General features: G+C 59.7%; 13 protein-coding genes. 7 read left to right on the top strand and 6 right to left on the bottom strand.

Annotated elements, in window-relative coordinates; all coding sequences use genetic code 11:
* Nucleotides 1-8 precede the first annotated feature (8 nt).
* Nucleotides 9-653, bottom strand: a complete 645-nt coding sequence (locus BGE01nite_RS11495) for a site-2 protease family protein (RefSeq protein ID WP_146850606.1) — start codon at nt 651-653, stop codon at nt 9-11.
* Between the two features lie 98 nt (nt 654-751).
* The gene (locus BGE01nite_RS11490; RefSeq protein ID WP_146850605.1) at nt 752-1,870 is read right to left on the bottom strand and encodes a glycerate kinase; all 1,119 of its coding nucleotides are present in this window, start codon (nt 1,868-1,870) and stop codon (nt 752-754) included.
* A 464-nt stretch (nt 1,871-2,334) separates the two neighbouring features.
* Here BGE01nite_RS11490 and BGE01nite_RS11485 point away from each other — a divergent pair, with 464 nt between their 5' ends.
* Nucleotides 2,335-2,781 carry a transposase gene (locus BGE01nite_RS11485; RefSeq protein WP_146850604.1) on the top strand — a complete coding sequence of 149 codons (447 nt, stop codon included), beginning with the start codon at nt 2,335-2,337 and terminating at the stop codon, nt 2,779-2,781.
* A 290-nt stretch (nt 2,782-3,071) separates the two neighbouring features.
* On the opposite strand, the gene BGE01nite_RS11480 is transcribed toward BGE01nite_RS11485, so the two are convergent.
* The 3 genes from BGE01nite_RS11480 to BGE01nite_RS11470 form a co-directional block, all read right to left on the bottom strand.
* Complete coding sequence (locus BGE01nite_RS11480; protein WP_146850603.1) at nt 3,072-3,635, bottom strand: hypothetical protein; 564 nt, start codon at nt 3,633-3,635, stop codon at nt 3,072-3,074.
* Between the two features lie 219 nt (nt 3,636-3,854).
* Nucleotides 3,855-7,112, bottom strand: a complete 3,258-nt coding sequence (secA, locus tag BGE01nite_RS11475; protein WP_146850602.1) for a preprotein translocase subunit SecA — start codon at nt 7,110-7,112, stop codon at nt 3,855-3,857.
* Nucleotides 7,113-7,304: 192 nt separating this feature from the next.
* Entirely contained in the window at nt 7,305-8,621 is a 1,317-nt protein-coding gene (locus tag BGE01nite_RS11470) for an SHD1 domain-containing protein (RefSeq protein ID WP_146850601.1), read from the bottom strand.
* A gap of 191 nt (nt 8,622-8,812) precedes the next feature.
* On the opposite strand from BGE01nite_RS11470, the gene BGE01nite_RS11465 reads away from it, so the two are divergent.
* The 4 genes from BGE01nite_RS11465 (at nt 8,813) to BGE01nite_RS11450 (ending at nt 12,216) form a co-directional block, all read left to right on the top strand.
* On the top strand, nt 8,813-9,499 hold the full coding sequence (locus tag BGE01nite_RS11465; RefSeq protein ID WP_146850600.1) for a ribulose-phosphate 3-epimerase: 687 nt from the start codon (nt 8,813-8,815) through the stop codon (nt 9,497-9,499).
* A 68-nt stretch (nt 9,500-9,567) separates the two neighbouring features.
* On the top strand, nt 9,568-10,887 hold the full coding sequence (locus tag BGE01nite_RS11460) for a bifunctional UDP-3-O-[3-hydroxymyristoyl] N-acetylglucosamine deacetylase/3-hydroxyacyl-ACP dehydratase (protein WP_146850599.1): 1,320 nt from the start codon (nt 9,568-9,570) through the stop codon (nt 10,885-10,887).
* A 57-nt stretch (nt 10,888-10,944) separates the two neighbouring features.
* Entirely contained in the window at nt 10,945-11,739 is a 795-nt protein-coding gene (gene lpxA, locus BGE01nite_RS11455; RefSeq protein ID WP_246145707.1) for an acyl-ACP--UDP-N-acetylglucosamine O-acyltransferase, read from the top strand.
* An 18-nt stretch (nt 11,740-11,757) separates the two neighbouring features.
* Complete coding sequence (locus BGE01nite_RS11450) at nt 11,758-12,216, top strand: deoxycytidylate deaminase (RefSeq protein WP_218032965.1); 459 nt, start codon at nt 11,758-11,760, stop codon at nt 12,214-12,216.
* 32 nt (nt 12,217-12,248) lie between these two features.
* Here the strand turns inward: BGE01nite_RS11450 and BGE01nite_RS11445 are convergent, their stop codons facing one another.
* Complete coding sequence (locus BGE01nite_RS11445; protein ID WP_218032964.1) at nt 12,249-18,386, bottom strand: immunoglobulin domain-containing protein; 6,138 nt, start codon at nt 18,384-18,386, stop codon at nt 12,249-12,251.
* A gap of 112 nt (nt 18,387-18,498) precedes the next feature.
* Between BGE01nite_RS11445 and BGE01nite_RS11440 the strand changes: the two genes are divergently transcribed.
* The gene (locus tag BGE01nite_RS11440; protein ID WP_146850596.1) at nt 18,499-21,945 is read left to right on the top strand and encodes a transglutaminase family protein; all 3,447 of its coding nucleotides are present in this window, start codon (nt 18,499-18,501) and stop codon (nt 21,943-21,945) included.
* A gap of 70 nt (nt 21,946-22,015) precedes the next feature.
* Entirely contained in the window at nt 22,016-23,434 is a 1,419-nt protein-coding gene (locus BGE01nite_RS11435) for a cryptochrome/photolyase family protein (protein ID WP_146850595.1), read from the top strand.
* Nucleotides 23,435-23,635: the final 201 nt, after the last annotated feature.

The following is a 23,635-nucleotide window of genomic DNA, read 5'->3' as shown; positions in this document are numbered from 1 at the left end:
GGGTGGTCTTAGCGGCCACCCATGGGGATCTGTGGCTCGCCCTGGAGTTCCTTCCAGTTGTTGAGCGCCATCATGCCGAAAAAGAGTCCGGAAAGCATGCTGCCTCGTTGAAGGAAATAGATCCCTATTCCCACGGCGCAGACAATGCTGATGATCAGCGCCGTGCGCTTACGATTCGCCAAAAAAGCGCGGCAGATGTGTCCGCCATCCAGCGGAATGATGGGCAGCAGATTCAGCAGCGCCCACCAGATGCTCACATAGTAAAAAGAGTCGGCGAAGGAGAACAGGAAGGCATTGGAGCGACCCACCTTGGCGAACAGCAGATGGAAGACGAGACCCGCTGCGATCTGGACGGCCGGTCCTGCTGTGCTGACGATGATGTCTTCCCAGCGTGAGAACCACTGGCTGCACCGGGCCAGCCCGCCGAAGCCATAGAGCAGGATGTCCACACGCTTTGCCCCGAACCGGCGCATGGCAAAGGCATGCCCCAGCTCATGAATCACGATGGAGACAAAACCTGCCAATACCCAGCCGATCAGCGCCTGCACGCCACGCGGAGTATTGGCGTTCTCCGCGCCGCCCAGGATGGCCATGGTCACCCAGAACATCCAGTGAACGACGATCGGAAAGTCAAAGAGTTGGAAGCGCAGCATGTGCCGCCAATCTGCGGACACGGAACTTCATCTCAAGCCCTGTGTCACGAAAATGCGCTGTTCTTCAAGCAACTGAACTTGCCAAGCCCGCGCCTGGACTACCCCAGCAGCGCGCGAATCTCCGGCATCGCTTTCCGCACAGCCGCTTCCAGCAGTTCCTCCGCACGTGCGATGGCCTCTGCCAGCGGCATCTCCGCCGGCTTGATCGCGTGAGCGAGATCAAAGTGCGCCCGCAGGGCAGGGGACTCATCAATGGCACCGGCAAAGGCCGCCACGCGCCTGCCCATCGCCCTCGCCATCTGCGCCACACCCACCGGCCCCTTGCCATGCAAGGTTTGCGCATCCAGCCGACCTTCACCCGTGATCACGAGATCGGCTGCGGCGATGCGTTGTTTCAGATTCACGGCATCCGCCACAAGGTCAAAGCCGCTGACGAGCTCCGCTCCGCAAAATGCGATGAGGCCGTAGCCCAGACCACCTGCGGCACCAGCGCCTGGCACCTCAGCCGCATCCACACCTAGCTGCCGTTTCACCCCATCAGCAAGTTTGCCCAGGCGATACTCGAAGAAGTCAAAGCAGTTCACGCCCTTCTGCGGGCCATAGACGCGCGTGCAGCCCTGGGGCCCGAGCAGCGGATTATTCACGTCACAGGCCACCTGCACCTTGATCGGCCTAACCGGAGGTGTGGTGATGCTGGCGAGCTGGTCCAGATCCCGCGGCACACACTCCAGGGTCTTGCCTGCTGCATCGAGGAAGTGAAAACCCAGCGCTTGCGCCATGCCCGTGCCACCGTCATTCGTGGCACTGCCGCCGATGCCGATAAGGATTTTTTGCGCACCACGCTCAAGTGCATCCTGCATCATCACGCCCGTACCATAGGTGCTTGCCGTCGTGGGATCGAGCGGCCTGTCGCTCACCATCGCCAGTCCTGAGGCGGCGCTCATCTCCATCACTGCTTCCAAAGCATCTCCTGTTGAGATCAGGCCGTAGCGTGCCGTCACCGCACGACCTTGCGCATCAAACGTCGGCACCTCCACCCATTCGCCACCGAGTGCCGTGATCATCGCCTCCGTCGTGCCTTCACCGCCATCCGCGATGGGGCACACATCACAGACCACGCCGGGGATCTCCTTTTCCAAAACACGCCGCAGCGTGGCCGCCACCTGGGTGGCCGTGAGAGACCCTTTGTATTTGTCACTGGCGAGAAGGATGCGCATGGGCCCTCAAAGTGAACGTGTTTCCCTTGAATGCCAAGCACGGCGAGCTATCCACAATTGGCATTTGGAGGGCGGAACTATCGCGACATGCAGGCGGCCAGTGATCTGTGAGATTGATGTGGGTAGTCTCGCTTTAGGGCCGAAGGCCCGTCCCTCCTCAGCCCAGGGCAACGCCCTGGGATTTGGCGGGAAGATATGCTTTTACACGACATGGAGGCCTGAAAGGCCGATACTCGACGCTGGAGGTTGTGTCGGCGAATGTGCCCGAGGAGTCGAACATCGCACCTTCGGCGCTCTGGATCACACGAGGTGTCGTTATTCCTCGAAACCCAGGGCGTTGCCCTGGGCTAAGGAGTTTCGCCTCTTCGAGGCTTAAGACCACCGCGATATGGCCAGGCACATTTGAAATCAGGGTGCCAGATTCAGGCGTGACGGCGCAGATGGTATTGCTCTAGATTGACTGCATGCCGCAGTCTTTGTCTCAGATCCTGGTTCATGCCGTGTTCAGTACGAAGGATCGTCAGCCCATGGTTATTCCGTCTATGCTTCCGCGTCTCCATGCCTATCTGGCATCTGTGTTGGATGAGCTTGGCAATGTGTCAGTTCAAGTGGGCGGTACGGCTGATCATGTTCACGCTTTCTTTGCGTTATCGAGAACGATGACCGTGGCCGACACTATTGAGAAGATGAAGACGAGCAGCAGCAAGTGGATGAAGAAGGAAACCCGCTGCGGGTTTGGCTGGCAAAGTGGCTATGGTGCCTTTTCGGTGGCGGCGTCACAGAAGCGAACCGTCATCAAATATGTCCAGAATCAGGAATCTCATCATCGTGTGATCACCTTTCAGGACGAGTTTCGCACTCTGCTGACACGCTACGAAGTGCAGTGGGATGAGCGGTATGTCTGGGATTGATGCGGAGCTTTAAAGGGGCGATTCCTGTGAACTCCATGGAGCCTCAAAGAGGCGATGCTCCTTAGCCCAAGGCAACGCCCTGGGATTTGGCGAGTTCATTTCCCGTTAGAGGATGTGGAGGCCTGAAAGGCCGATGCTCGACGCCGGAGGTTGTGTCGGCGAATGTGCCTGAGGAGTCGAGCATCGCACCTTCGGCGCTCTGGATCACACGAGGTGTCGGTATTCCTCGAAACCCAGGGCGTTGCCCTGGGCTAAGGAGTAGCAGGCCGTTGGCCCTGGGAGACGGTGCCCTACTTCTTCTCCTCGATGTCCAGAATGCGGATAGGCGCCTTCATGTCTTGTTCGACGGCGTGACGGAGCTTGGCGGGCAGTGTCAACGCGCCCTTCTCACGCACGAGCTTCTCAAGGGTCACCGTGTGGTCGAGGCGCCCGATGATGATCTTGTCTCCTAACCACGTGCGGCCTCGCACAGGCTGCTTCTGCTTGTCCATCCGCCATGTCAGGGGCCAGGCGGGGTTGAGCGTGTTTTCAAAGACAAATGGAGCGTTGGTGGCAAGCGAGTCATTGTTAAGTCCGGCCATCATCATCCAGTGATTCTCTCCAGGTTGAAGTGCCTGGGCAAAGTTCGGCGCCGCACCGATTTGACCATCCGGCTTGAAAGGCGTGAGACGTGCTCCGAAAATCCTTTCATCGTGGATGATTTCATCGCGGATCAGAGTGCGGAAGACGTCATTGACAGTTGCCGTGGCGGGAAGCTTGGCATCAGGAAACACACCCTTTTCATCGGCTGCCCAGATTTTCATCGCCATGATGATTTGCAGGCAGTTGTTGATGGCGCTGGTCTGCTCAGACATGTGACTGATCATTCCACACGAAGGATAGATGAGAGCCCAGGCGAGCAGGAGGCAAACAATAACGACACCCCATTGGAGGCATACCCATCTTTGGCGAGGTGGCTGTGGATCATCATTCATGCGTGAATGCTAAAGGACAGCATCACCGCGAGACAAGCCCACAAACAAAAACGCGGACATCACTGTCCGCGTCGTTGTTCATGAATGGTTGGGCTAGGCTCACGCCATGCGTCCGCAGCACTGCTTGTACTTCTTCCCGCTGCCGCAGGGGCAGGGATCGTTGCGGCCGATGTTTTGTGGCACGGCGCGGCGCTGGGTCTGAGGGACACCTGTCGGCAGGATGAGCTTCGGCCCTTCGCGACCTGGATCAAAGGGCTTGGGGGCTTCTTCTTCCTGGGGCTTCGGCGCCTGCTGCTGGGGCTGGATCTGCACGGGCAGCTGGCCACCATCAATGCTGCTGCTGCTCTGCATCATGGCGAGCTGGGCCAGGAACTGCTCAAACGCGGCGAGCTGCTGGGTGCTCTTGAAGAGGTTGTTGACGATCTCGCCGTTGATGTTGCGCATCAGTTCGGAGAAGATGGAGAAAGCCTCCTGCTTGAACTCGATCAGCGGGTCCTTCTGACCGTAGCTGCGCAGGCTGATGCCTTCCTTCAAGGCATCCAGCGCATACAGATGCTCCTGCCAGAGGCGGTCGATGGCATTGAGAAGAATCATCTTCTCGATCTCCTGAAGCGCCTGTGGATTGGCGCCGCTGATCTTGAGATCATAGGCGGCCATCACCTTGTCCTTCACCCAAGTAGACTGCTCTTCGAAGCTGAGGCTCTTGAACTCCTCGGGGATCTCGCGCAGGCCGAGAGGGAAGGTACTGTTCAACCACTGAAGCAGGGCTTCGTAGTTGGGCTCTATGTCACTGCCCTTTTCGTTAGGCACGAACTCGCTCAGGCGCTCGGTGATGCCCTCTTCGACGGCGTCATTGATGAGCAGGCGCGGGTCATTGCTTTCCAGCGCATCGTTACGGCGCTCATAGATCACCTCACGCTGCTGGTTCATCACGTCATCATATTCCAGCACGCGCTTGCGCCAGACGTAGTTGCGCTGCTCCACACGCTTCTGCGCGGTTTCCACGCTGCGGTTGAGCCAGGGATGCTGCAGTTCCTCACCCTCGGCCATGCCGAAGCGCTCCATGATCTTGGTCATGCGCTCGGCAGCACCGAAGTTGCGCATGAGATCATCTTCAAAGCTGAGGAAAAACTTGCTCTCACCCGGGTCACCCTGACGGGCACAGCGTCCGCGGAGCTGACGGTCCACACGACGGGACTCGTGACGCTCCGTGGCCAGCACCATGAGGCCGCCGAGTTCGGAGACTCCCGCGCCCAGCTTGATGTCCGTGCCACGACCCGCCATGTTGGTGGAGATGGTCACAGCGCCTTTCTGACCGGCACGGGCCACGATCTCGGCCTCCTGGAGGTGATACTTGGCATTCAGCACCGCGTGCGGGATCTTCTGCAGCTTCAGCATGCGGCTGACCGTCTCGGAAGCTTCCACGCTGGCTGTGCCCACCAGCAGCGGCTGGCCCTTGGCGTGGCGCTCGCGGATCATCTCGATCACGGCATTGTACTTTTCACGGCGTGTCTTGTAGATGCTGTCGTTCTGGTCAGCGCGCAGCACGGCGCGGTTCGTCGGGATCGTCAGCACATCCAGGCCATAGATGTCATGGAACTCGGCTGCGTCCGTTTCAGCGGTACCCGTCATGCCGCCCAGCTTCTGATACAGGCGGAAGTAGTTCTGAATCGTGATGGTGGCGAGAGTCTGCGTCTCGGCATCGATCTGCACGCCTTCCTTGGCTTCCACGGCCTGATGCAGACCATCACTCCAGCGGCGGCCGGCCATCTTACGACCTGTCTGGCTGTCCACGATGATGACCTTGTTATCTTCGACGACGTACTCGACGTCCTTCTCATAGAGGCAGTAGGCACGCAGGAGCTGGCTGATCTGGTGGATGCGCTGGCCCTGGAAGCTCAGGCGGTCCTGCAGCTCGGCTTTCTTCTCCTGCTTCTGCTGCTCCGTGGTGGAGGCATCACCATCGATCTCGGAATACAGCGTGGCCAGATCTGGCAGCACGAAGGCATCTGGATCATCAGGGCTGAGGAAATTGCGGCCCTTCTCGCTGAGGTCAGCGTCGTGGCTCTTCTCTTCCATGAAGTAGTAGAGGTCTTCTTTGAGGGCAAAGAGGTCCTTCTTCTGCGTGTCTTCATAGGTGCGCAGCTCGGCCTTCTCGGTGGCGCGGCGCAGTTCGTGATCTTCCATGGCGCGCATCAGCGCGCGGTTCTTCGGCTGACCCAGCTTCACCTGGAAGAGCTTCTTGCCGGCCTCTTCCCACTCACCCTTCTCACCATGGGCCTTGGCCTCGCTGGCGAGCTGGTTGCAAAGAGTGTTCTGACGGCGCACGAGCTGGTCCACCAGCGGCTTGTAGCGCTCATACTGGTGATTGCTCTCCGCGGCGGCCACAGGGCCGGAAATGATCAGGGGTGTACGAGCTTCATCGATGAGCACGGAGTCCACTTCGTCCACGATGGCGAAGTAGTGGCCGCGCTGCACCTGCTGGTCCTTGCTGGAGGCCATGCCGTTGTCACGCAGGTAGTCGAAGCCGAACTCGCTATTCGTGCCGTACGTGATGTCACACTGATACTGCTGATGGCGGACGTGGCTCGGCTGGTCGTTCTGAATCACACCCACGGTTAGGCCGAGGAACTTGTAGAGGTAACCCATCCACTCCGAGTCACGACGGGCGAGGTAGTCGTTCACCGTGATCACGTGCACGCCGCGTCCGGTCAGTGCGTTCAGCGTCACCGGCAGAGTGCCGACGAGCGTCTTGCCTTCACCCGTGGCCATTTCAGCGATCATGCCGCGATGCAGGGCAATGCCGCCGACGAGCTGAACGTCGAAATGGATCATGTTCCACTTCAGCGGTGTGTCACAGACGGTGTGCTCCTGGCCACAAAGACGACGCGCGGTGTTTTTCACCACGGCGTAGACTTCCGGCAGGATGTCATTGAGCATCTTGGACTCGATGGCCGCGAACTTCGGCTGGATTTCGTTCCAGGCTTCGCGGGCGCGGTCGATGCGTGCTTTTTTGTCATCCAGGCTGGCGCTGCTCCAGGCGCTCTCGGCCAGATAGTCGCTCTCCAGGGAAGGGAAGTGGCTCTTCAGGCCGCCAAAGTAACCCGCGACATGCTTCAGGCAGGCGTCCACCGTCTCCTCATCCGCGATGCGCAGCGACACACCGCCCAGGAACTGCGGGGTGTGAAACACGCGGAACTGGGCTTTCCAGTTCGCGCAGCGTTCACGCAGAGCCTCGTCAGACTCGTTTTGGAGCTGCTGTTCGATGCGGTTAATCTCGGCCACGACCGGCTGCAGACGCTTCACAGTGCGCTGATTCTTGGTGCCGATGATTTTTCTAATGATCCAGTCAAACATGATAGGGAGGAGGCGGGGTCTGCCGCCACGGGGGGCGGGATAGTGGGCGGGATGGGGGCTTTGGCAAGCCCAGGAGGGGTGTTTACCGTGGTTTAGGGTTCTTTGATCCTGTGGCCGGGGGATGAACGAATCGTTAGTCAGGCTGGTTCAGGTTCTTTGGGGAACCGCTTTCAGCCCGGCCATGAGGCCTGGTCAGGGCGTCACCGTGATCTTCACACCGATGGTCTTGTAGCCATCCACGATCTCCTGCGCGAGCTTCTGATACGGTCGCTCGGCAACGAGAATACTGAGGTTTTTGAAGGGGGCGGTTTCGGAATTCATATCAGGCGGAGGGAAGTCGCGGGGGTAAGAGAAGCGGCCGCCGTCCATGCGTTTTACGCGTGGATCGGCAAAGAAGGCGCGCAGTTCGGCCACCTGGCCATACGCAGCCTCCATAAATTGGATGAGCCGGGTGCCTTTTCCGTCACCGTCCAGGTGGCAGAAGAAGTAGACCAGCAGTTGAGAGCGGTGGTACATGTCCCGCATCTTCTGGGGCGTGGAGCATTCAGCATCCCAGGCGTCCCGGCTCATGGTCATCATCTTCTCCAGGTTCGGGATCTGGAGGCTGAAGTGCTCCCGCTCTTCCCAGAGCTTGGTGTCTTCCTTCAGACCGCTCTTGTGAGCATCAGCCCGGAAGGTCCCGGACTTGTAAGGCAGCATTTCGGTATACTCAGCCGTGCCCTCGATGATCCACTTCGGCAGGAAGGCCAGGTAGTCATCCATGAGCTGGTGCGTGATCTCATGGACCAGCGTGCCGTTGCTATAGTTGTCGTCCTTGAAGTAAGTCTGCCCCCGCTTTTCCATGCCGAGGCTGGGGAAGGGGATCTTAAAGGTCTTGTCCCCGCTGCTGTAGACGCCGCCCGAGTTTTCCGGACCACCTGCGGCGATGTAGTCATCCCTCGTTTCGTAGAGGGCGGCCAGGAAGCGCGGCCTGCCCTGCGGTGGTTTGCAGACGATGCCCCAAGGCAGCGCATCGACCAGGGAACGAGTGGCTTCAAAGGTGCGGGCCACTTCCTTCATCACACTGCCCGCCAGCTTGGCCTGGGAAGTGAACTCGAAGGCTTCGGATTGATACAGATACTTCCGCTCAGCGGCATTTTCCGACACCACCGCAATCTCGATGGAGCGTGCAGGCACCTCGACCTGCTGCGGCCAGACTCGCTTCTCGATCGGCACGCGCTTCACATCCGCTGCAGGCGGTGCCGCAGGTGCTGTGGGGGACGCAGGAGCGCTCTCTCCGGCGGCCTGGGTTTGAATGAAAGCCTGATCTTCGGCGCTCAGTTTGGACAACGGATAAGGCACCGTCTGACCCGAGGGCAGCTTCAGCATCACGCTGTCTCCTCGCATGCCGGCGAACTCGGCGTCCACCTTTCGTCCCGTGACATCCGTCCATGACCGTGTCGCCGCATCACAGAGTGAGCAGGCGAGACCAATCGCGAGGACGGTCAGGCATGGAGTGGGGGAGGGCATTTAGAGGGGGAAAATGCGGGTTTACCATAACCTTACAACTCGTGGCAAGCATAGGGTTAGAATTTTAAGAACATGCTATTTTGTCAGCGAGACTGATCAACGATGGCTGCAGTTGGTCCTCGTCACCCTTCATGCAAGGCATGAAAACTTCGTCATTGCGCGGCCCTCGGGCTGCGTGCTTGATCGACCTCATGCCCACCGTCACTCACGAAACGCCCCTGATCCTTCCCTCCCTCCTCGCTGCCGACTGGTCCAAAGTAGGCTCTGAAGTGGCCCGGGCTGAGGAAGCTGGCGCCCAGTGGCTGCACCTGGATGTGATGGACGGCGCCTTTGTGGACAACATCTCCTTCGGTCCTCAGATGGTCGGCGTGGTGCGGAAAGCCTCTCCCACCATGTTCTTGGACGTGCATTTGATGATCCATCGCCCAGATCACTACCTGGAGCGCTTTTTGAAGGCTGGTTCGGATAATATCACCATCCACGTCGAGGCCCGTTACGACACCTCCGTGGCTGACACCCTGAAGCGCATCCGTGCTGCCGGGAAGCAGTGCGGTCTGGCCCTGCATCCGGACACCCCCTTTGATGCGGCGATCCCTTACGCCCACATGATTGACCTCCTTTTGATCATGACTGTGGTCCCAGGTTTTGGCGGCCAGCCCTTCATGGAGAAGGAAACCATGCCCAAGCTCGAGGCGGCGCGTGATTACCGCGATGCCCACGGCCTGAAATATCACCTGGAGGTCGATGGCGGCATCTACGCCAGCACCGCCCCCATCGCCAAACGCCACGGTGCCAACCTTTTCGTCTGCGGGACCTCGTTCTTCGGCCCTTCGGATGCCCGGACGGCCATGACGGATCTCACGGCGTCTGTGGCCTGAGAGGGGAGAGAGCCATCCTTTCTCTTTGACCCCGGGAGTGCGCCCGGCTAAAACCAGAGGCCCGAACCATGTCCGCCTCTGAACGCCAGCACACTCTCGCCAAGCCAGCCTCCATCACCGGCATCTCCCTCCATACGGGAGAGCAGGTGACCCTCACGCTCCAGCCAGCGCCTGAGGACTTTGGCTTCAAGTTCCGCCGCATTGATCTGGAGGACAAACCTTTCATCCCGGCCCTGGTCGAGAAAGTGCAGAAGGTCGAGCGCGCCACCACCATCGCCGAAGGCGGGGTGAACGTGCACACCGTGGAGCACGTGATCAGCGCCCTGACCGGCATGGGTGTGGACAATGCCATCATCGAGATGGATGCCAATGAGCCGCCGATCGTCGATGGTAGCTCGCAACCCTTCGTGGAACTCATCAAGAAGGCGGGCATCGTGGCCCAGAATGCTCCGCGCAAAGTCTTTGAGATCCGCGAGCCGATCTACCAGGAGACTCGTGACGGCACCATCCTGACCATCGTGCCTGACAAGAAGTTCCGCATCAGCTGCACGAACGTGGGCCCTGGCGGCCGCTTCACCCAGTTCATCTCCCTGGAGATCAATCCCGAGGTGTATGAGAAGGAGATCGCCCCGGCGCGTACCTTTGTTTACTATGAGGACATCGCTCCGCTGATGGAGAAAGGCCTGATCAAAGGCGGCACGCTGGAAGCGGCGGTCGTCGTTCGTGGTGAGACGCTGCTTTCCAAGCAGCCGCTGCGCTTTGATAATGAATTCGTTAGGCACAAGATCCTGGACATCATCGGTGACCTCATGCTCTGCGGTCGTCGCATCACGGGTCACGTGATCGCCGTGCGCCCAGGCCATGGTCCGAACACGGAGCTCGCGCGCTCCATCGATGCTCAATACAAGCAGATGCGCAGCATGGTGCCGCCGCCGCTGGCCATCCCGACGGGCGAAGCCGTGCTGGATGTCACGCAGGTGATGAAGCTGCTGCCGCATCGTTATCCCTTCCTTCTTGTGGACCGCATCATCGGTCTCGAGGGCGAGACCAAGTGCACCGGCGTGAAGAACGTCACCATCAACGAACCCTTCTTCCAGGGCCACTTCCCGGGGCATCCGGTCATGCCGGGTGTGCTGCAGCTCGAGGCCATGGCGCAAGTTGCCAGCATCGTGCTGATGAAGATGCCGGAGCATCAGGGCAAGATCGGTTACTTCATGAGCGCGAACAACGTGAAGTGGCGCAAGCCTGTCTTCCCGGGTGACACCCTCATCATCGAAACCGAGATGTTGAAGGTGAAGCGCAGCATCGCCCAGGCCACCGCACGCATCACGGTGAATGGTGTGGTCGTCTCTGAAGCCGATCTCATGTTCAGCGTCGTTGACCGCTGATCGTTGATTGTCCCAGCTAACCGTGAACTGAGAACCGATACACTGCGCATGTCGAGCATGATCCACCCCACCGCCATCATCCACCCCACCGCCAAGATCGGCGCCGACTGCGAGATCGGTCCTTACTGCATCATCGGCGAAAATGTGGTGCTCGGAGATGGCTGCTGGCTTCAGCATCATGTGACGATCATGGGCCCGAGCCGCATCGGCAAGGCTAACAAATTTTATGCTTACGGCTCCATCGGCCAGCAGACGCAGGACCTGAAATACAAGGCCGAGCCGACCTGGCTGGAAGTGGGTGACAACAACACCTTCCGTGAGTTTTGCACCGTCCACCGCGCCACCGCTCCTGAAGCGAAGACCATCATCGGCAGTCACAACAACTTCCTCTCCTACGTGCACATCGCGCATGATTGCGTGGTCGGGAACCATGTCATCTTCTCGAATAACGGCACGCTTGCCGGTCATGTGACGGTGGATGATCACGTGATCCTCGGTGGCCTCAGCGCGGTGCATCAGTTCTGCCGCATTGGCGCCCGTGCCATCATCGGTGGCTGCTCGAAAATCGTTCAGGACGTGCCGCCTTATTGCACGGCGGATGGCAATCCGGCCCGTGCCCGCGGCTTGAATCTCGTGGGCCTGCAGCGCGCGGGTTACACGCGTGATCAGGTCCGCGCACTGCGTCTCGCCTTCCGCAAAGTCTACCGCAGCGGTCTGAACAATGCGCAGGCGGTCGAGGAACTTCGCGCTGGCGAGCTCACACCTGACGCCAAGGTCTTTGTCGACTTCGTGGCCAACACCCAGCGTGGGATCGTCGCCGGTGGAAAAAATGTCACGGACGACGAGGATTGATCTGCCTTTCATAACTCCATGTCCCAGCCTCCGAAGAACCGCCTCAGCATCCCCGAGTATGCCATGGCGCTCGCCCATGTGGCCAGTCTGCGGTCCGAGGATCCTTATCGCAAGGTTGGCGCGGTGGCTTTGGATGCAGACAACCGTGTCATCGGCACGGCCTACAATGGCCTCGCCCCTGGCTACAATGCGCCTGAAGGTTTTTGGGATGATCGCGAAGCCCGGCGGAAGTACATGCTTCATGCCGAGGTGAATCTCTGCAGCCTCTTCACCCGAGGCTCGGCCAAGCTGATCGCCTGTACCACCATGCCCTGCACAAGCTGCATGCAGATGCTCTGCTCCTACGGCATCAAGGAGGTGTATTACCGTGACGTGTATCCAGATTCTGAATCTCCGCTCATCGCCGAGCGCTATGGCATCAAGCTGCTGCAGATGACCGACTATCCGCAGCTTTTGATGACCCCGGGACAGGCTTGAGGCGGGACCTCAAGCCTGCGTGCTTGGGGTGATCAGAAAGCGCCCGGCCCAGGCATGATCTCGACGAAGCCTGTGTAAATGGGAGCTGTGGTGACCGTGGTGACGCCGGGTTCAGGAAGCTGCCTCAAGGTGAAATAACCTCGACCGAGCTTGCTGCCATCAGGACGCTGAATGAACACACCCTGGAAGGACACACTGCGCGTGAGCTGGGTTGTGCCGGTCAGCGGATTGGTATCCTTGAGCGTCAGCGAACCGCTGAACTCTGAGGTGGCCGGCTTGATGGTGACTGAAACCTTGGCAGGGTTTTCCTCACCCGTTTTCATGGTGGTGCTCCCATTGGGCTGAATGCGGAAGATGGTGCCCGGCGGCGTCCCCGACCCCTCGATGCCGGCCGCTGCGAAATTGATGGCGGCGTTGTCAGCCTGATTGGCCAGGTCGAGAATGACCTGACCTGCTACAGGAGGTGTGAGGGAACGCCCGCCTTCAATCACGACCAGCGAGGGGCCGATGCCATTTCGATAAAGCGTTTCGCTGGTATCTGTTTGAGACGGCTTGTAGAGGCTGCCCTCTCCCAGCACAAAAACGGGCCCGTCGGCTGGTGCGTCGGGTTCGACACCCAGGCGCAGCCCGGCCAGGACGCTGCCCGGACGGGCATAGAGACTCTGGTAGATCACAAACTGGCCCTGTGGTCCCAGCAAGGTGCAGGAGGCAAAGGGTGTTCCATCTGACAGGCGGCCTTTCACTTCAAAAGGCGATCCATTTGCCGGTACCGTGCAGGTGGCATAGCCGACTCCGCCAGGGGAGCGGTCGGTGCTTTCCGTCTGAAGGGTGAAGGTATAGCTGCCTGCGTAGGCGGTGGCTTGACGGCTGGCGGACCAGGTTTGTTTCCACCCTTGAACTGGGACGGATGTGTCGAGCGTGCTGGAGATATCCAGTGCGCCACCCAGAGTATTGCTCAGCTCATCGAGCGAGAACTTGAAGAACAGCGGCTGTTTGCCAGTGCGCTGGATGATCGCGTTTCCTTCCTGCTGCATGCCGTGGGCGTTAAACAGGCCGCCCGTGAAGTTGTGTGTGCTGGTACCGTAAGTGAGCTTGCCACTGAAGTTGCCGCTGGCTGTCGTGGTAAGCTCGATGAGACCGCCAAACTCGGCGTCCGCCCAGGGCGCACGGAACTCCACCGGGATGCTGCTCACCTGCTCGCCCACATTCCGCTCCACATAGCCGCGGAAGGTGCCCACCGCGTAGGCTGGCAGCGCATCGATGGTGATCGTGGTGGTGCTGGTGTCCTGACCGGCGGGGTTGGTGGCCGTGATGGTGATGCTGCGGTTGAGCGCGGCCGCGGTCGGGGTGCCTGAGATAAGGCCTGTGACGGCATCAATGGTTAGACCTGCGGGCAGGCCGGTGGCGCTGAAGCTGGCCGGGCGGCGGTAGGAGTCTGTCTGGTAGTCTACCTGGAAGGCGAAGGGCCGCGCGACGGCTCCTGATGATTCCGGGAGGTTCAGCGGCGGAAGATCGACCAGCTCCGGCGCCTCTGTGACGATGAGCAGATGGTGCATAGGACTGTAAAACACGGTCTCCGGAATGGTGCCGATGGGGATGCCATTCTCCCACGCGATCTGCTCGGGTTGTCTGACCTCGCAGACATAGTCCCCCTCGTCATCAATGTCGGCATTGTTAATCTTGAGGGTCTTCGTGCTGGTTCCGGAGATGCGGGTGCCGTCAGACAGAGAGATGCCTGACGGATACTTCAACCACTGGAAGCTCACCGCGCCCGCAGGAGCGGTGATGCTCAGTGATAGGCTGGCATTCGCACCGCTGGCAATCGGGATGAATTTCTCACTGCTGTCGACGACGCTGATGTTGCTGGCCTTGGTCGTCACGCTGTTGACGCGATTCGTCACGACGACGTCATAGCGGCCGCCATCCGTCATTTTGAGCGGGGAGATGTTCAGCTCAGGCTGGATGGCACCCGGGATGTCCGCTCCATCCCGACGCCACTGGTAGGTTAGAGGCGTTGAGCCCGTCGCTTCTACCCGCAGGCCAACGCCCCCCTCAGTCTGTTCGAGGAAGCTTCGCGGCTGCTGTGTGATCTGCACAGCGGTGTCGTCATCCATGATGACGACGGGCAACCGGCCGGGCGAGACATTGTAACCCGGGCCGCCAGACAGCTTGAGGTAAAAGAACTCGTCCAGTTCATCGAGATTGTCGTTGATGGCAGTGAGCATCACGATGGCCTCCGTCATGCCGGGTTCAATGACGACTGAGGTGGAGGCAAGCGAGACATCTGAGGCGGAGCTCGTGACGTGCTGGATGCTCAGCGTGAAGCTCCGGCGCGTGGTCTGCGGCTCGGTCAGCCGAATCGCCACAGGAACTCTCACGGGACCGATGTTTTCATGCTCTGCCAGAACCATGACGCCGCCCTCTCCCACGGTGACCATCAGCGGTTGTGGTGCCTCAGGATTACGCAGCAGGGTGATCCGTCCTGAGATCGTCTTCGCATTCGCCACGGTCACCGGTGGAAACAGATCGGGACTGGGCATCTCCGGTATCGTGAAGAATCCCCGGCCGGCCATGGACTCGGGTCCGCCGCCCAGTGACGGGCTGCCGATGATGATGCCGAAGAAACGTGCACTGCGGGTGATGTAGCCCTGGGCACGAATAAGCCTGCCTGTGAAGTCATCATACAGAGGCGGCTTCGCAGGATCCTCATCCCGGCGGGTGAAGGCGCCATTGAACTGCCCGGTCGCGGCATTCAGGGTGAAGGTCAGCTTCATGGGGTTCGCCTCAGAACCGCTAGGCATCACGGCTTTGCCTGCCGAGGTGAGAGTCAGGTTTTGCGGCATGAACTCCGTCCCGCCGGCGGCAGCATAAAAGCTTAGCTGCGCGTTCAGTGTCACATCCGGAAGATCCATGACCACCGCACCTGCCTCCGGCGGGGTATACAGGCCGCCTTCCACGGTCAATGAGCTGATCCCGAAACCCTGCGGATAGGATTTGTCCTTGGGGTCTGCCTGCATCGGTTTGTTCCAGGTGCACTGAAGTTCATCGGGAGATGTCGGACCCGGCTGCAGGGACGTGACCACGCCAGGCTGCAGGAGGGTTTCAGGCGGGCCGGCCTGATCGGGCAGGACGACCTGGACGGCACCGTGAAGGCTGCCAGGAATCTTGAAGATCGGCTGGTAGAGCAGGAGCTGGCCATTGGGGCCGAGGAAAGTATTGCAGACAAACGCGGTTCCGTCTGGCAGCATGCCGGTAATGTTGAAGCTGCCGGATGCCGGGATGATGAAGGTTCCGTAACCAGTGCCTTCCGGAATCTCGCTGGGATCTCCCTGGCTGCCGAGGGTGAAATTGAAGCGCCCCAGATAGCGTGTGGCCGGGGTGGTTTTGGACCAGGCATTCCGCCAGCCTTGGAGCGGCAGGTTCACCCCGATGCCAAGTTCCAAGCCGTCGCGAACCTCGGAAAGATAACCGGAGAAAGTCTGCGTCCCGGGATCGAAGTGCAGAGTGAGATAGGACGGAGGCCCGCTCTTTCCGGCCAGCTGCACGGTGGTCAGCCCGTGCAGCAGCCCTGCTTCATCCATGCTCAGTTGACCGCTGAAAGGAAAGCTGGCGCCGTTCAGCAGCTTGCCGCTGAAGCCGCCTGTGTTGGAGACTTGCATTTCGATGCGTGCGCCCATTTCCGCTTTGGGGATGATGCTGAAACCCACTTCATCTCCCGCCCGACTCACGATCCCATGGAAGGTGCCGAGGGCACCGCTGGGGTAGGGCAGGATGGTGATCGTGGTCTGCACGCTGGTGGTGCCAACTGGATTGGTGGCGGAGATCGTCACGGCGGCATTCGTGACCACCGCCGTGGGAATACCGCTGATGATACCGGTGTTGAGATCGATGCTCAGGCCTGCCGGCAGTCCTGTGGCGCTGAAGTTACCCGGGGCTGACTCATACTCGGTGGCATAGAGGACGTCATAATGGTAGGGGCGCATGACCTGTCCTCCCGGAAGGGAAAGATCATCCAGGTCAGGCTTGGTAACGGGGAGGCGGAGACGGAATTCTCCCGAAGACAGCTCACCGCCGGAAGCTATCTGACGAACGACGCACACATAGTCTCCAATGTCTGCGTCCGAGAGGTTCTTGATGGTCAGGGTGGCGGTCGTGGCACCGGAAATGCGAGGTGTGGGGCCTGTGTCGTCTTCCACCTGCGAACCTTGGAGGATCCACTGATAGGTCAGTGTGCCTGGAGGTGCTGCGGCAGAGGCAGTCAGGGTGGCCGTGCCACCTGGGGCTAGTGCCATCAGTCGCAGACTTGTGGTGTCAACCACCGCGAGTTCGCCGTTGGCTGAGATTCCCGCGTTGATGTCATTGGACACCTTCAATTTATAGAGCCCGGCATGGGAAAGCTGGACGTTGTCGAGTTTCAGAGGATTGCTGGTGGCGCCTGAAAGGTTGGCGTTATTCTTCTGCCACTGGAAAACCAGATCACTCCCATCCGCCTCGGCCATGAGGGAGACACTGCTGCCCAGGGGAACGATCTGATGTGCCGGGTCTGAATAGATAGCGACCTCGTAGTCGTCATCATCAATGGTTATCTCACAGTAAGGCGGATCGGCAAGATCATAGCCAGGGCCGTCCACCAGCTGAAGACGGAAGGTCTCAGGCTCCTCATCGAGTCCGTCGTCTTTCACCGGCACAAGCACAGTGGCGAAAGTTTCACCTGCGGGGATGGTGATGTTGATCTTGGTGGAAGTGACGTCGGCGGCTGTGGCGGTGCCTGGGATGACATTGATGGTTAGCTTGTAGTCCTGATCCATCACGTCTGGAAGCATCAGGGGCAGGCTGGCCACGTCCCCCTCCGTGACGCTGATGCTGACGGCTGAAAAACCGAAAAACGCAGCAGGCGGTGCCAGGGGATTGGGGCCGATGGAGACGGGACCCATGGATAACCGGGAGTTTGTCAAGAGCACCGGAGGGCTCTCCTGTGCGTTTGGCATGCCAGGCAGGAGATAGAAGCCGCCGTTGCCTCCGATGGAATTGTTGTTGTCCACGATGAGGCCTTCATACTTCACACTGCGTCTCACCTTCTTGTAGATCGGATTGCCATCTCGATCGACCCCGGTTTCCTGGCTGTAGTCATAGTCGGTGAGAGTGAAGGAGCCGCTAAACTCCCCGGTGGCGATTTTGACGGCCAAGGCGGTCTTGGTGAGGTTGGCAGCGCCGGCGGCCATCGTCAGCTTGCCAGCTGAGGTCAGGGTGAAATGAGTGCTGGGCGGTGTTTCGGAGCTGCCTGCATCACCCAGGATTTCCACACGTCCGTTGCTGCTCACGTCATACAAGCCTGCGGCGATGTCTCCCGATGCCGGAGGTTGGTAAAGCGCGCCGTAAACCTCGCATCTCATATTGAAGCCTTCAGGGTAAAATCGATCACTGGTTGAGCCGGTGTCCGGCTTGTACCAACTGAGCGGGATAGAGGCATCCAGCCGGGGAAGCATTCCGTCTTCGGACGGATGCAGCCAGAGCGCGCCAGTCATGCTGCCGGGCTTTGCGTACAGCGGCTGGTACAGCAGCACCTGTCCCTGTGGTCCCACGAAGGTTGTTGTGCTGAAAGTGCTTCCGTCAGGCAGCTTTCCGCTCACCGTCACGGCACCGTTGGCTGGCACGGTCAGGGTGCCAAATCCCTTTCCCTCGCCCAGCTCCGTGCTGATCAAGAAGTTAAATCTGCCCAGGTAGGGCGTGGCGGGGCGCGCGGTCGCATGCCAGACGTTGCGCCAGCCGCTGAGAGACGCCATGCCCCCGTCCGGATGTGAAACGGCGCCTGTCAGCTCATCACTCGCAAATCCCAGATCCAGCGTCAGGGCAGGCAGGCTGCCACGGTTGATCGTCGTCGTGCTAGAGCCTTCTCCAGGACTTATCTCAACGATCGTGCCACTGAAGGTTAGAGGCGTTCCCTGGCTGATCAATTTTCCCGTGTAGGTTTTGTTGGCGGCCACGATGAGCTCAATCCTCGCCCCGAGGGTGGAGTTGGCCCAGACTTCGCTGGCTGTTCGATCCACCAGTCCATGGAAAGTCCCGATGAAGCTAGGGGCAGGGTCCTGCGCGGAGGCGGTGAGCACCGCGAAGCAGGACATCAGTGCCCGTAAAAGACGTGAGAACGCAGGGCTTGGGAGAGAGCTCATCGTAGTCATTACATGGAATTTACATGTGTGTTACGAGACTTTTTTCTTTTTTATGGGGGAGGCGCGCTGGCACGCGCTTTGCTTTGGAGATAGGTTACCAACCTCCCCCAGCATGGCCATTCACGTCGCTCTCCGTCACGTCACACGGTATAAATACGATCGTCCGGTAACTCTTTCCCCGCAGGTCGTCCGACTGAGGCCCGCTCCGCACTGCCGAACCCCGGTGCTCAGCTACTCGCTGAGCGTCACTCCAGAAAAACATTTCATCAACTGGCAGCAGGATCCGCAGAGCAATTACCTCGCGCGTCTCGTTTTCGAGGAGAAGACGACGGAGTTTGCTATCGAGGTCGATCTGGTGGCGGAGATGGCGGTCTACAATCCCTTCGACTTCTTCCTGGAGCCTCAGGCGGAGACCGTGCCCTTTCAGTATGATCCGGTGCTGCTGCATGAGCTGGAGCCCTTTCAGCGCAAATCTCCGGTGACCCCGCTGCTCAGCGCGTATCTGCGTCAGATCCGGCATGATGTGCTCAAGGACGGTAGCGTTCCTGTGCGCACCATCGACTTCCTCGTGGGCATCAATCAGATGCTTTGGAAGGACATGCGCTACACCATCCGCATGGAGCCGGGCGTGCAGACCCCTGAGGAAACTCTGGAACTGTGCAGCGGCTCCTGCCGTGACTCCTCCTGGCTGCTGGTGAACCTCTTCAGGCACCTCGGCATCGCCTCACGTTTTGTCAGCGGTTATCTCATCCAGCTCAAGCCGGACGTGAAGTCGCTGGATGGCCCCAGCGGCGCGGAGCAGGACTTCACCGATCTGCATGCTTGGTGTGAAGTCTATCTGCCAGGCGCAGGCTGGGTGGGCCTTGATCCCACATCTGGATTGCTGGCGGGTGAAGGCCACATCCCTCTCGCGGCCACTCCGGACCCTCAAGGTGCCGCGCCGATCAGTGGTGGCGTGGACAAGTGCGAGGTCGAGTTCGTCCATGAGATGGCGATCACGCGCATCTATGAATCACCGCGTGTCACGAAGCCCTATACGGAGGAGCAATGGGCCGAAATCGAGAAGCTCGGGCACCGCATTGATGATGATCTCGTCAAAAGTGACATCCGCCTAACCATGGGTGGTGAGCCGACTTTTGTGAGCATTGACGATGTGGAGGGCGACGAATGGAACACCGCCGCGGTCGGTCCCAAAAAGCGTCTGCTTTCGGGCGAGCTCATCAAGCGTCTGCGTGATCGCTTTGGTCCTGGAGGCCTGCTGCATTATGGCCAGGGCAAATGGTATCCTGGCGAGTCCCTGCCACGCTGGGCGCTCGGCTGCTACTGGCGCAAGGATGGTGTGCCCATGTGGACGGACGACTCGCTTATCGCGGATGAAGCCATCGACTATGGCTTCGGCGAATCTGAGGCGAAGAAGTTTGGTCTCGCCACGGCTGCTGCGCTCGGTGTGAATCCACGCTGGCTGAAGCAGGCCTATGAGGACGTCTACTACTATCTCTGGAAAGAAAAGCGTCTGCCAGTGAACGTGGATGTTTTTAAATCCAACCTCAGCAACAAGGAGGAGCGTGCCCGTCTGGCGCGCCTCTTTGAGCAAGGACTGGACAAGATCGTGGGTTACATCCTGCCGCTGGAGCGTGTGACTTATGGTGATCAGGAACGCTGGAAAAGCGGTCCGTGGTTTGTGCGGGATGACTCCTTGCATCTTATTCCCGGTGACTCGGCCATGGGCCTGCGTCTGCCGCTGGACAGCCTGCCATGGGTGAGTGCCACGGACTACCCGTGGATCTACCCCACCGATCCTGCCAGCGACTGGCCTGATCTCCCGACCCGTCCGGACAGCCGTCAGCATTATTTGCGTGAGGTCGCCGGATGGCTTCAGGACATGCCTGGATCCCCTGAAACACCTTCCAGTTACGCGGCCACCCGATACGCTGGCCAGGGCAAGCCCGAGCGTCGCAAGCTCGACCCGCTTGAGGCCTTGGAGGACGATGTCAATGTCGATCCATCAGCTCGCATGCCGCTGCCGCAGGAGTCGGCCTCGGCGGTGATCCGCACCGCCATCTGCTTTGAGCCGCGCAACGGTCGCCTGCATGTGTTCATGCCACCCGTCACCACCACGGAGGACTACATTGATCTCGTGGCGGCGATCGAAGACGTGGCCACGGCCATGAAGATGCCCATCATCATCGAGGGCACACCGCCGCCGTTTGATCCACGCCTGGATGTCATCAAGGTCACTCCTGATCCTGGCGTGATCGAGGTGAACATGCACCCGGTGAAGACCTGGAAGGAGCTCGTGAACAACACGACCATTCTTTATGAGGAAGCCCGCCTCACCCGCCTCGGCACGGAGAAGTTCATGGTGGATGGCCGTCACACTGGCACCGGTGGTGGCAACCACATCGTCTTCGGTGGTGAGCGTCCGAAGGATTCGCCCTTGCTGCGCCGTCCTGATCTGCTGAAAAGCTTGTTAGGCTTCTGGCATAATCATCCGAGCCTCAGCTATCTATTCAGCGGACTCTTCATCGGCCCGACGAGCCAGCATCCACGTGTTGATGAGGCGCGCAATGACGGCCTCTTCGAGCTTGAGCTGGCCTTCAAGGAGTTGGACCGCCACACAGCGGAAAAAGGTTTCACGCCACCCTGGCTCGTCGACCGCCTTTTCCGCAACATCCTCACCGATCTCACCGGCAACACTCACCGCAGTGAGTTCTGCATCGACAAGCTTTTCGACCCTTCCAGCAGCACGGGAAGGCTCGGTCTCGTTGAGTTGCGCTCCTTTGAGATGCCTCCACATGCGGAGATGAGCCTCGCGCAGCATCTTTTGTTACGCGCTGCCATCGCGCGGTTCTGGAAGGAGCCCTATGAGCAGAAGCTCGTCCGCTGGGGCACGGATCTGCATGACCGTTTCCTGCTGCCGCATTTCGTCTGGGATGACCTTTGCGATGTCCTTTCGGACATGCAGGACTTCGGTTATGACATCAAGCCCGAGTGGTTTGCGCCGCACTTCGAGTTCAAGTTCCCGGCCATCGGAGCCATCACCCAGCGCGGTGTGCATCTTGATATCCGCACGGCTTTGGAGCCCTGGCATGTGTTGGGTGAGGAAGGGACCTCCGGCGGCACTGCACGCTATGTGGACAGCAGTCTTGAGCGTGTGCAGGTCAAGACCAGTGGTCTCGTCCCTGGCCGCTACGTCATCACCTGCAATGGCCGTCAGGTCCCCCTGCATCCCACCGGCACCAATGGCGAGTTCGTGGCGGGCATCCGCTACCGCGCCTGGCAGCCCGGCGAGTGCCTCCAGCCCACCATCGGCGTGCACAGCCCGCTCACCTTTGACATTGTGGACACCTGGAACCAGCGCAGCCTCGGCGGCGCCACCTACCACGTGGTACATCCAGGCGGTCGTAGCTATGACACCTTCCCCGTGAACAGCTATGAGGCCGAAAGCCGCCGCCTGGCGCGCTTCTTCACCAATGGTCATACTCAGGGCAAGTTCACGCCGCTTCAAATCCCTCAGATACCCGAGTTCCCGCTCACGCTGGATCTGCGCTTGGGTTAAACCGAGAGGATTTTATCACTGTTCTCTCAATGTTGTCGCCCTCCTTCACTGGAGGGCGTAGCCTTGCCAAATGCCCAAACACGACACCGTCATCCATTGGTTCCGGCGCGACCTCCGCCTCACGGACAATCCTGCGCTGAGCGCAGCCGCGAAGGCGAGTGAGCAGGTGGTGCCCGTGTATGTGCTCAGTGACTGGAAGAAGGACCACGCCTGGACCGGCAGCATCCGTCAGCAGTTTCTCTGCGGGTGCCTTGACTCCCTGGCGAAGAACCTGCACGCCATCGACAGCCGCCTCATCCTACGCACGGGCCGGGCGGATCTGGAGATCGAAAAGCTGATCAAGGAGACCAAAGCGACGGCGGTTTACTTCAATCGCGACTACGACCCCTACGGTCGTGAAATGGAAAAGAAGGTGCAGGCGGTTTGTGCGCGGCATCATGTGGAATGTCTCAGCTTTAAGGACCGCGTGCTGCATGAGGCAGAAGAGGTGCTCACTGGCGATGGCGGACCTTATCGCGTCTTCACACCTTACTCACGGAACTGGCTCACGAAGGAGAAAACGGAGGCTCATGGTCGCTTGAAAAGCCTGGGCCCGGCGAAGCGAATCCCAAGTGATGAGCTGCCGACCTTGGAGCATTGGAAACTGCCCGCCACCGATGCCGATCTGCCCGCTCCCGGGGAGAAAGCAGCGCGCGAGCGCATGAAGGACTTCATCGAGAACGGCAGGCTCATGAGTTACCTCCAGAGGCGCGACATCCCTGCTGGATTGTCAACCTCCCGGTTAGGTCAGGATCTGCGCTTCGGGCTCATCTCGATCCGTGAGCTTTACACACGCTGCTCCGCTGCCATGGCCGAGGCGAAGACGCCGAATGCTCACAAGTCCATCGAGACCTACATCAAGGAACTGGCCTGGCGTGAGTTTTACATGGCCATCCTGTGGAAGTATCCCGAAGTGTTTGAAGAGGAGTTCGCGCCCGAGTTTCGCGGCATGCCCTGGCCGGGAACGGACAAGGACTTCGAAGCCTGGAGTCAGGGCAAGACTGGTTTCCCCATCGTGGATGCCGGTATGCGCCAGATGCTCGCCACCGGCTTCATGCACAACCGCGTGCGCATGATCGTCTCCATGTTCCTCACCAAGGACCTTCATTGCTACTGGAAGCAGGGCGAGAGCTTCTTCATGCAGCATCTGGTGGATGGAGAGAACGCCAGCAACAACGGCGGCTGGCAGTGGAGCGCTGGCACGGGCGCTGATGCGGCCCCTTACTTCCGCATCCAGAATCCCTGGACCCAGACCAAGAACTACGATCCCGAAGGTCTCTACATCCGCCAGTGGGTGCCCGAGCTGCGCGAAGTCTCACCCGCGCGCTTCCTGGCTCCGCCCAAGGATGGCAAGGCCCTCGCCAAAGGCTATCCGCTGCCCATCGTGGATCATAGCGAGGAGCGTGATCGGACGCTGGCCATCTTTGCGAAGCATCGCGGCAAACACTAGCGGGACTGTGACGCAATGAGCGTTGACGTCTGGAGGTCTGCCTGTCTAGGCTCTTCCGCCCAACTGTCCCTCGCTCATGGAGTTGTTTCCTTACTTCTTCGGCTTCTCACTCATCTGTTTCATCCTCAGTTACGGCATTCAGTGCCGTCAAGTCTGGGCATGGTATAGCAAATCACAGAAAGGATTTCCGGATGGAGCAAA

This window comes from Prosthecobacter gellanilyticus (assembly GCF_007992435.1).
GTDB classification, from domain to species: Bacteria; Verrucomicrobiota; Verrucomicrobiia; order Verrucomicrobiales; family Verrucomicrobiaceae; genus Prosthecobacter; species Prosthecobacter gellanilyticus.
This window is presented reverse-complemented; position numbering and strand designations above follow the sequence as displayed.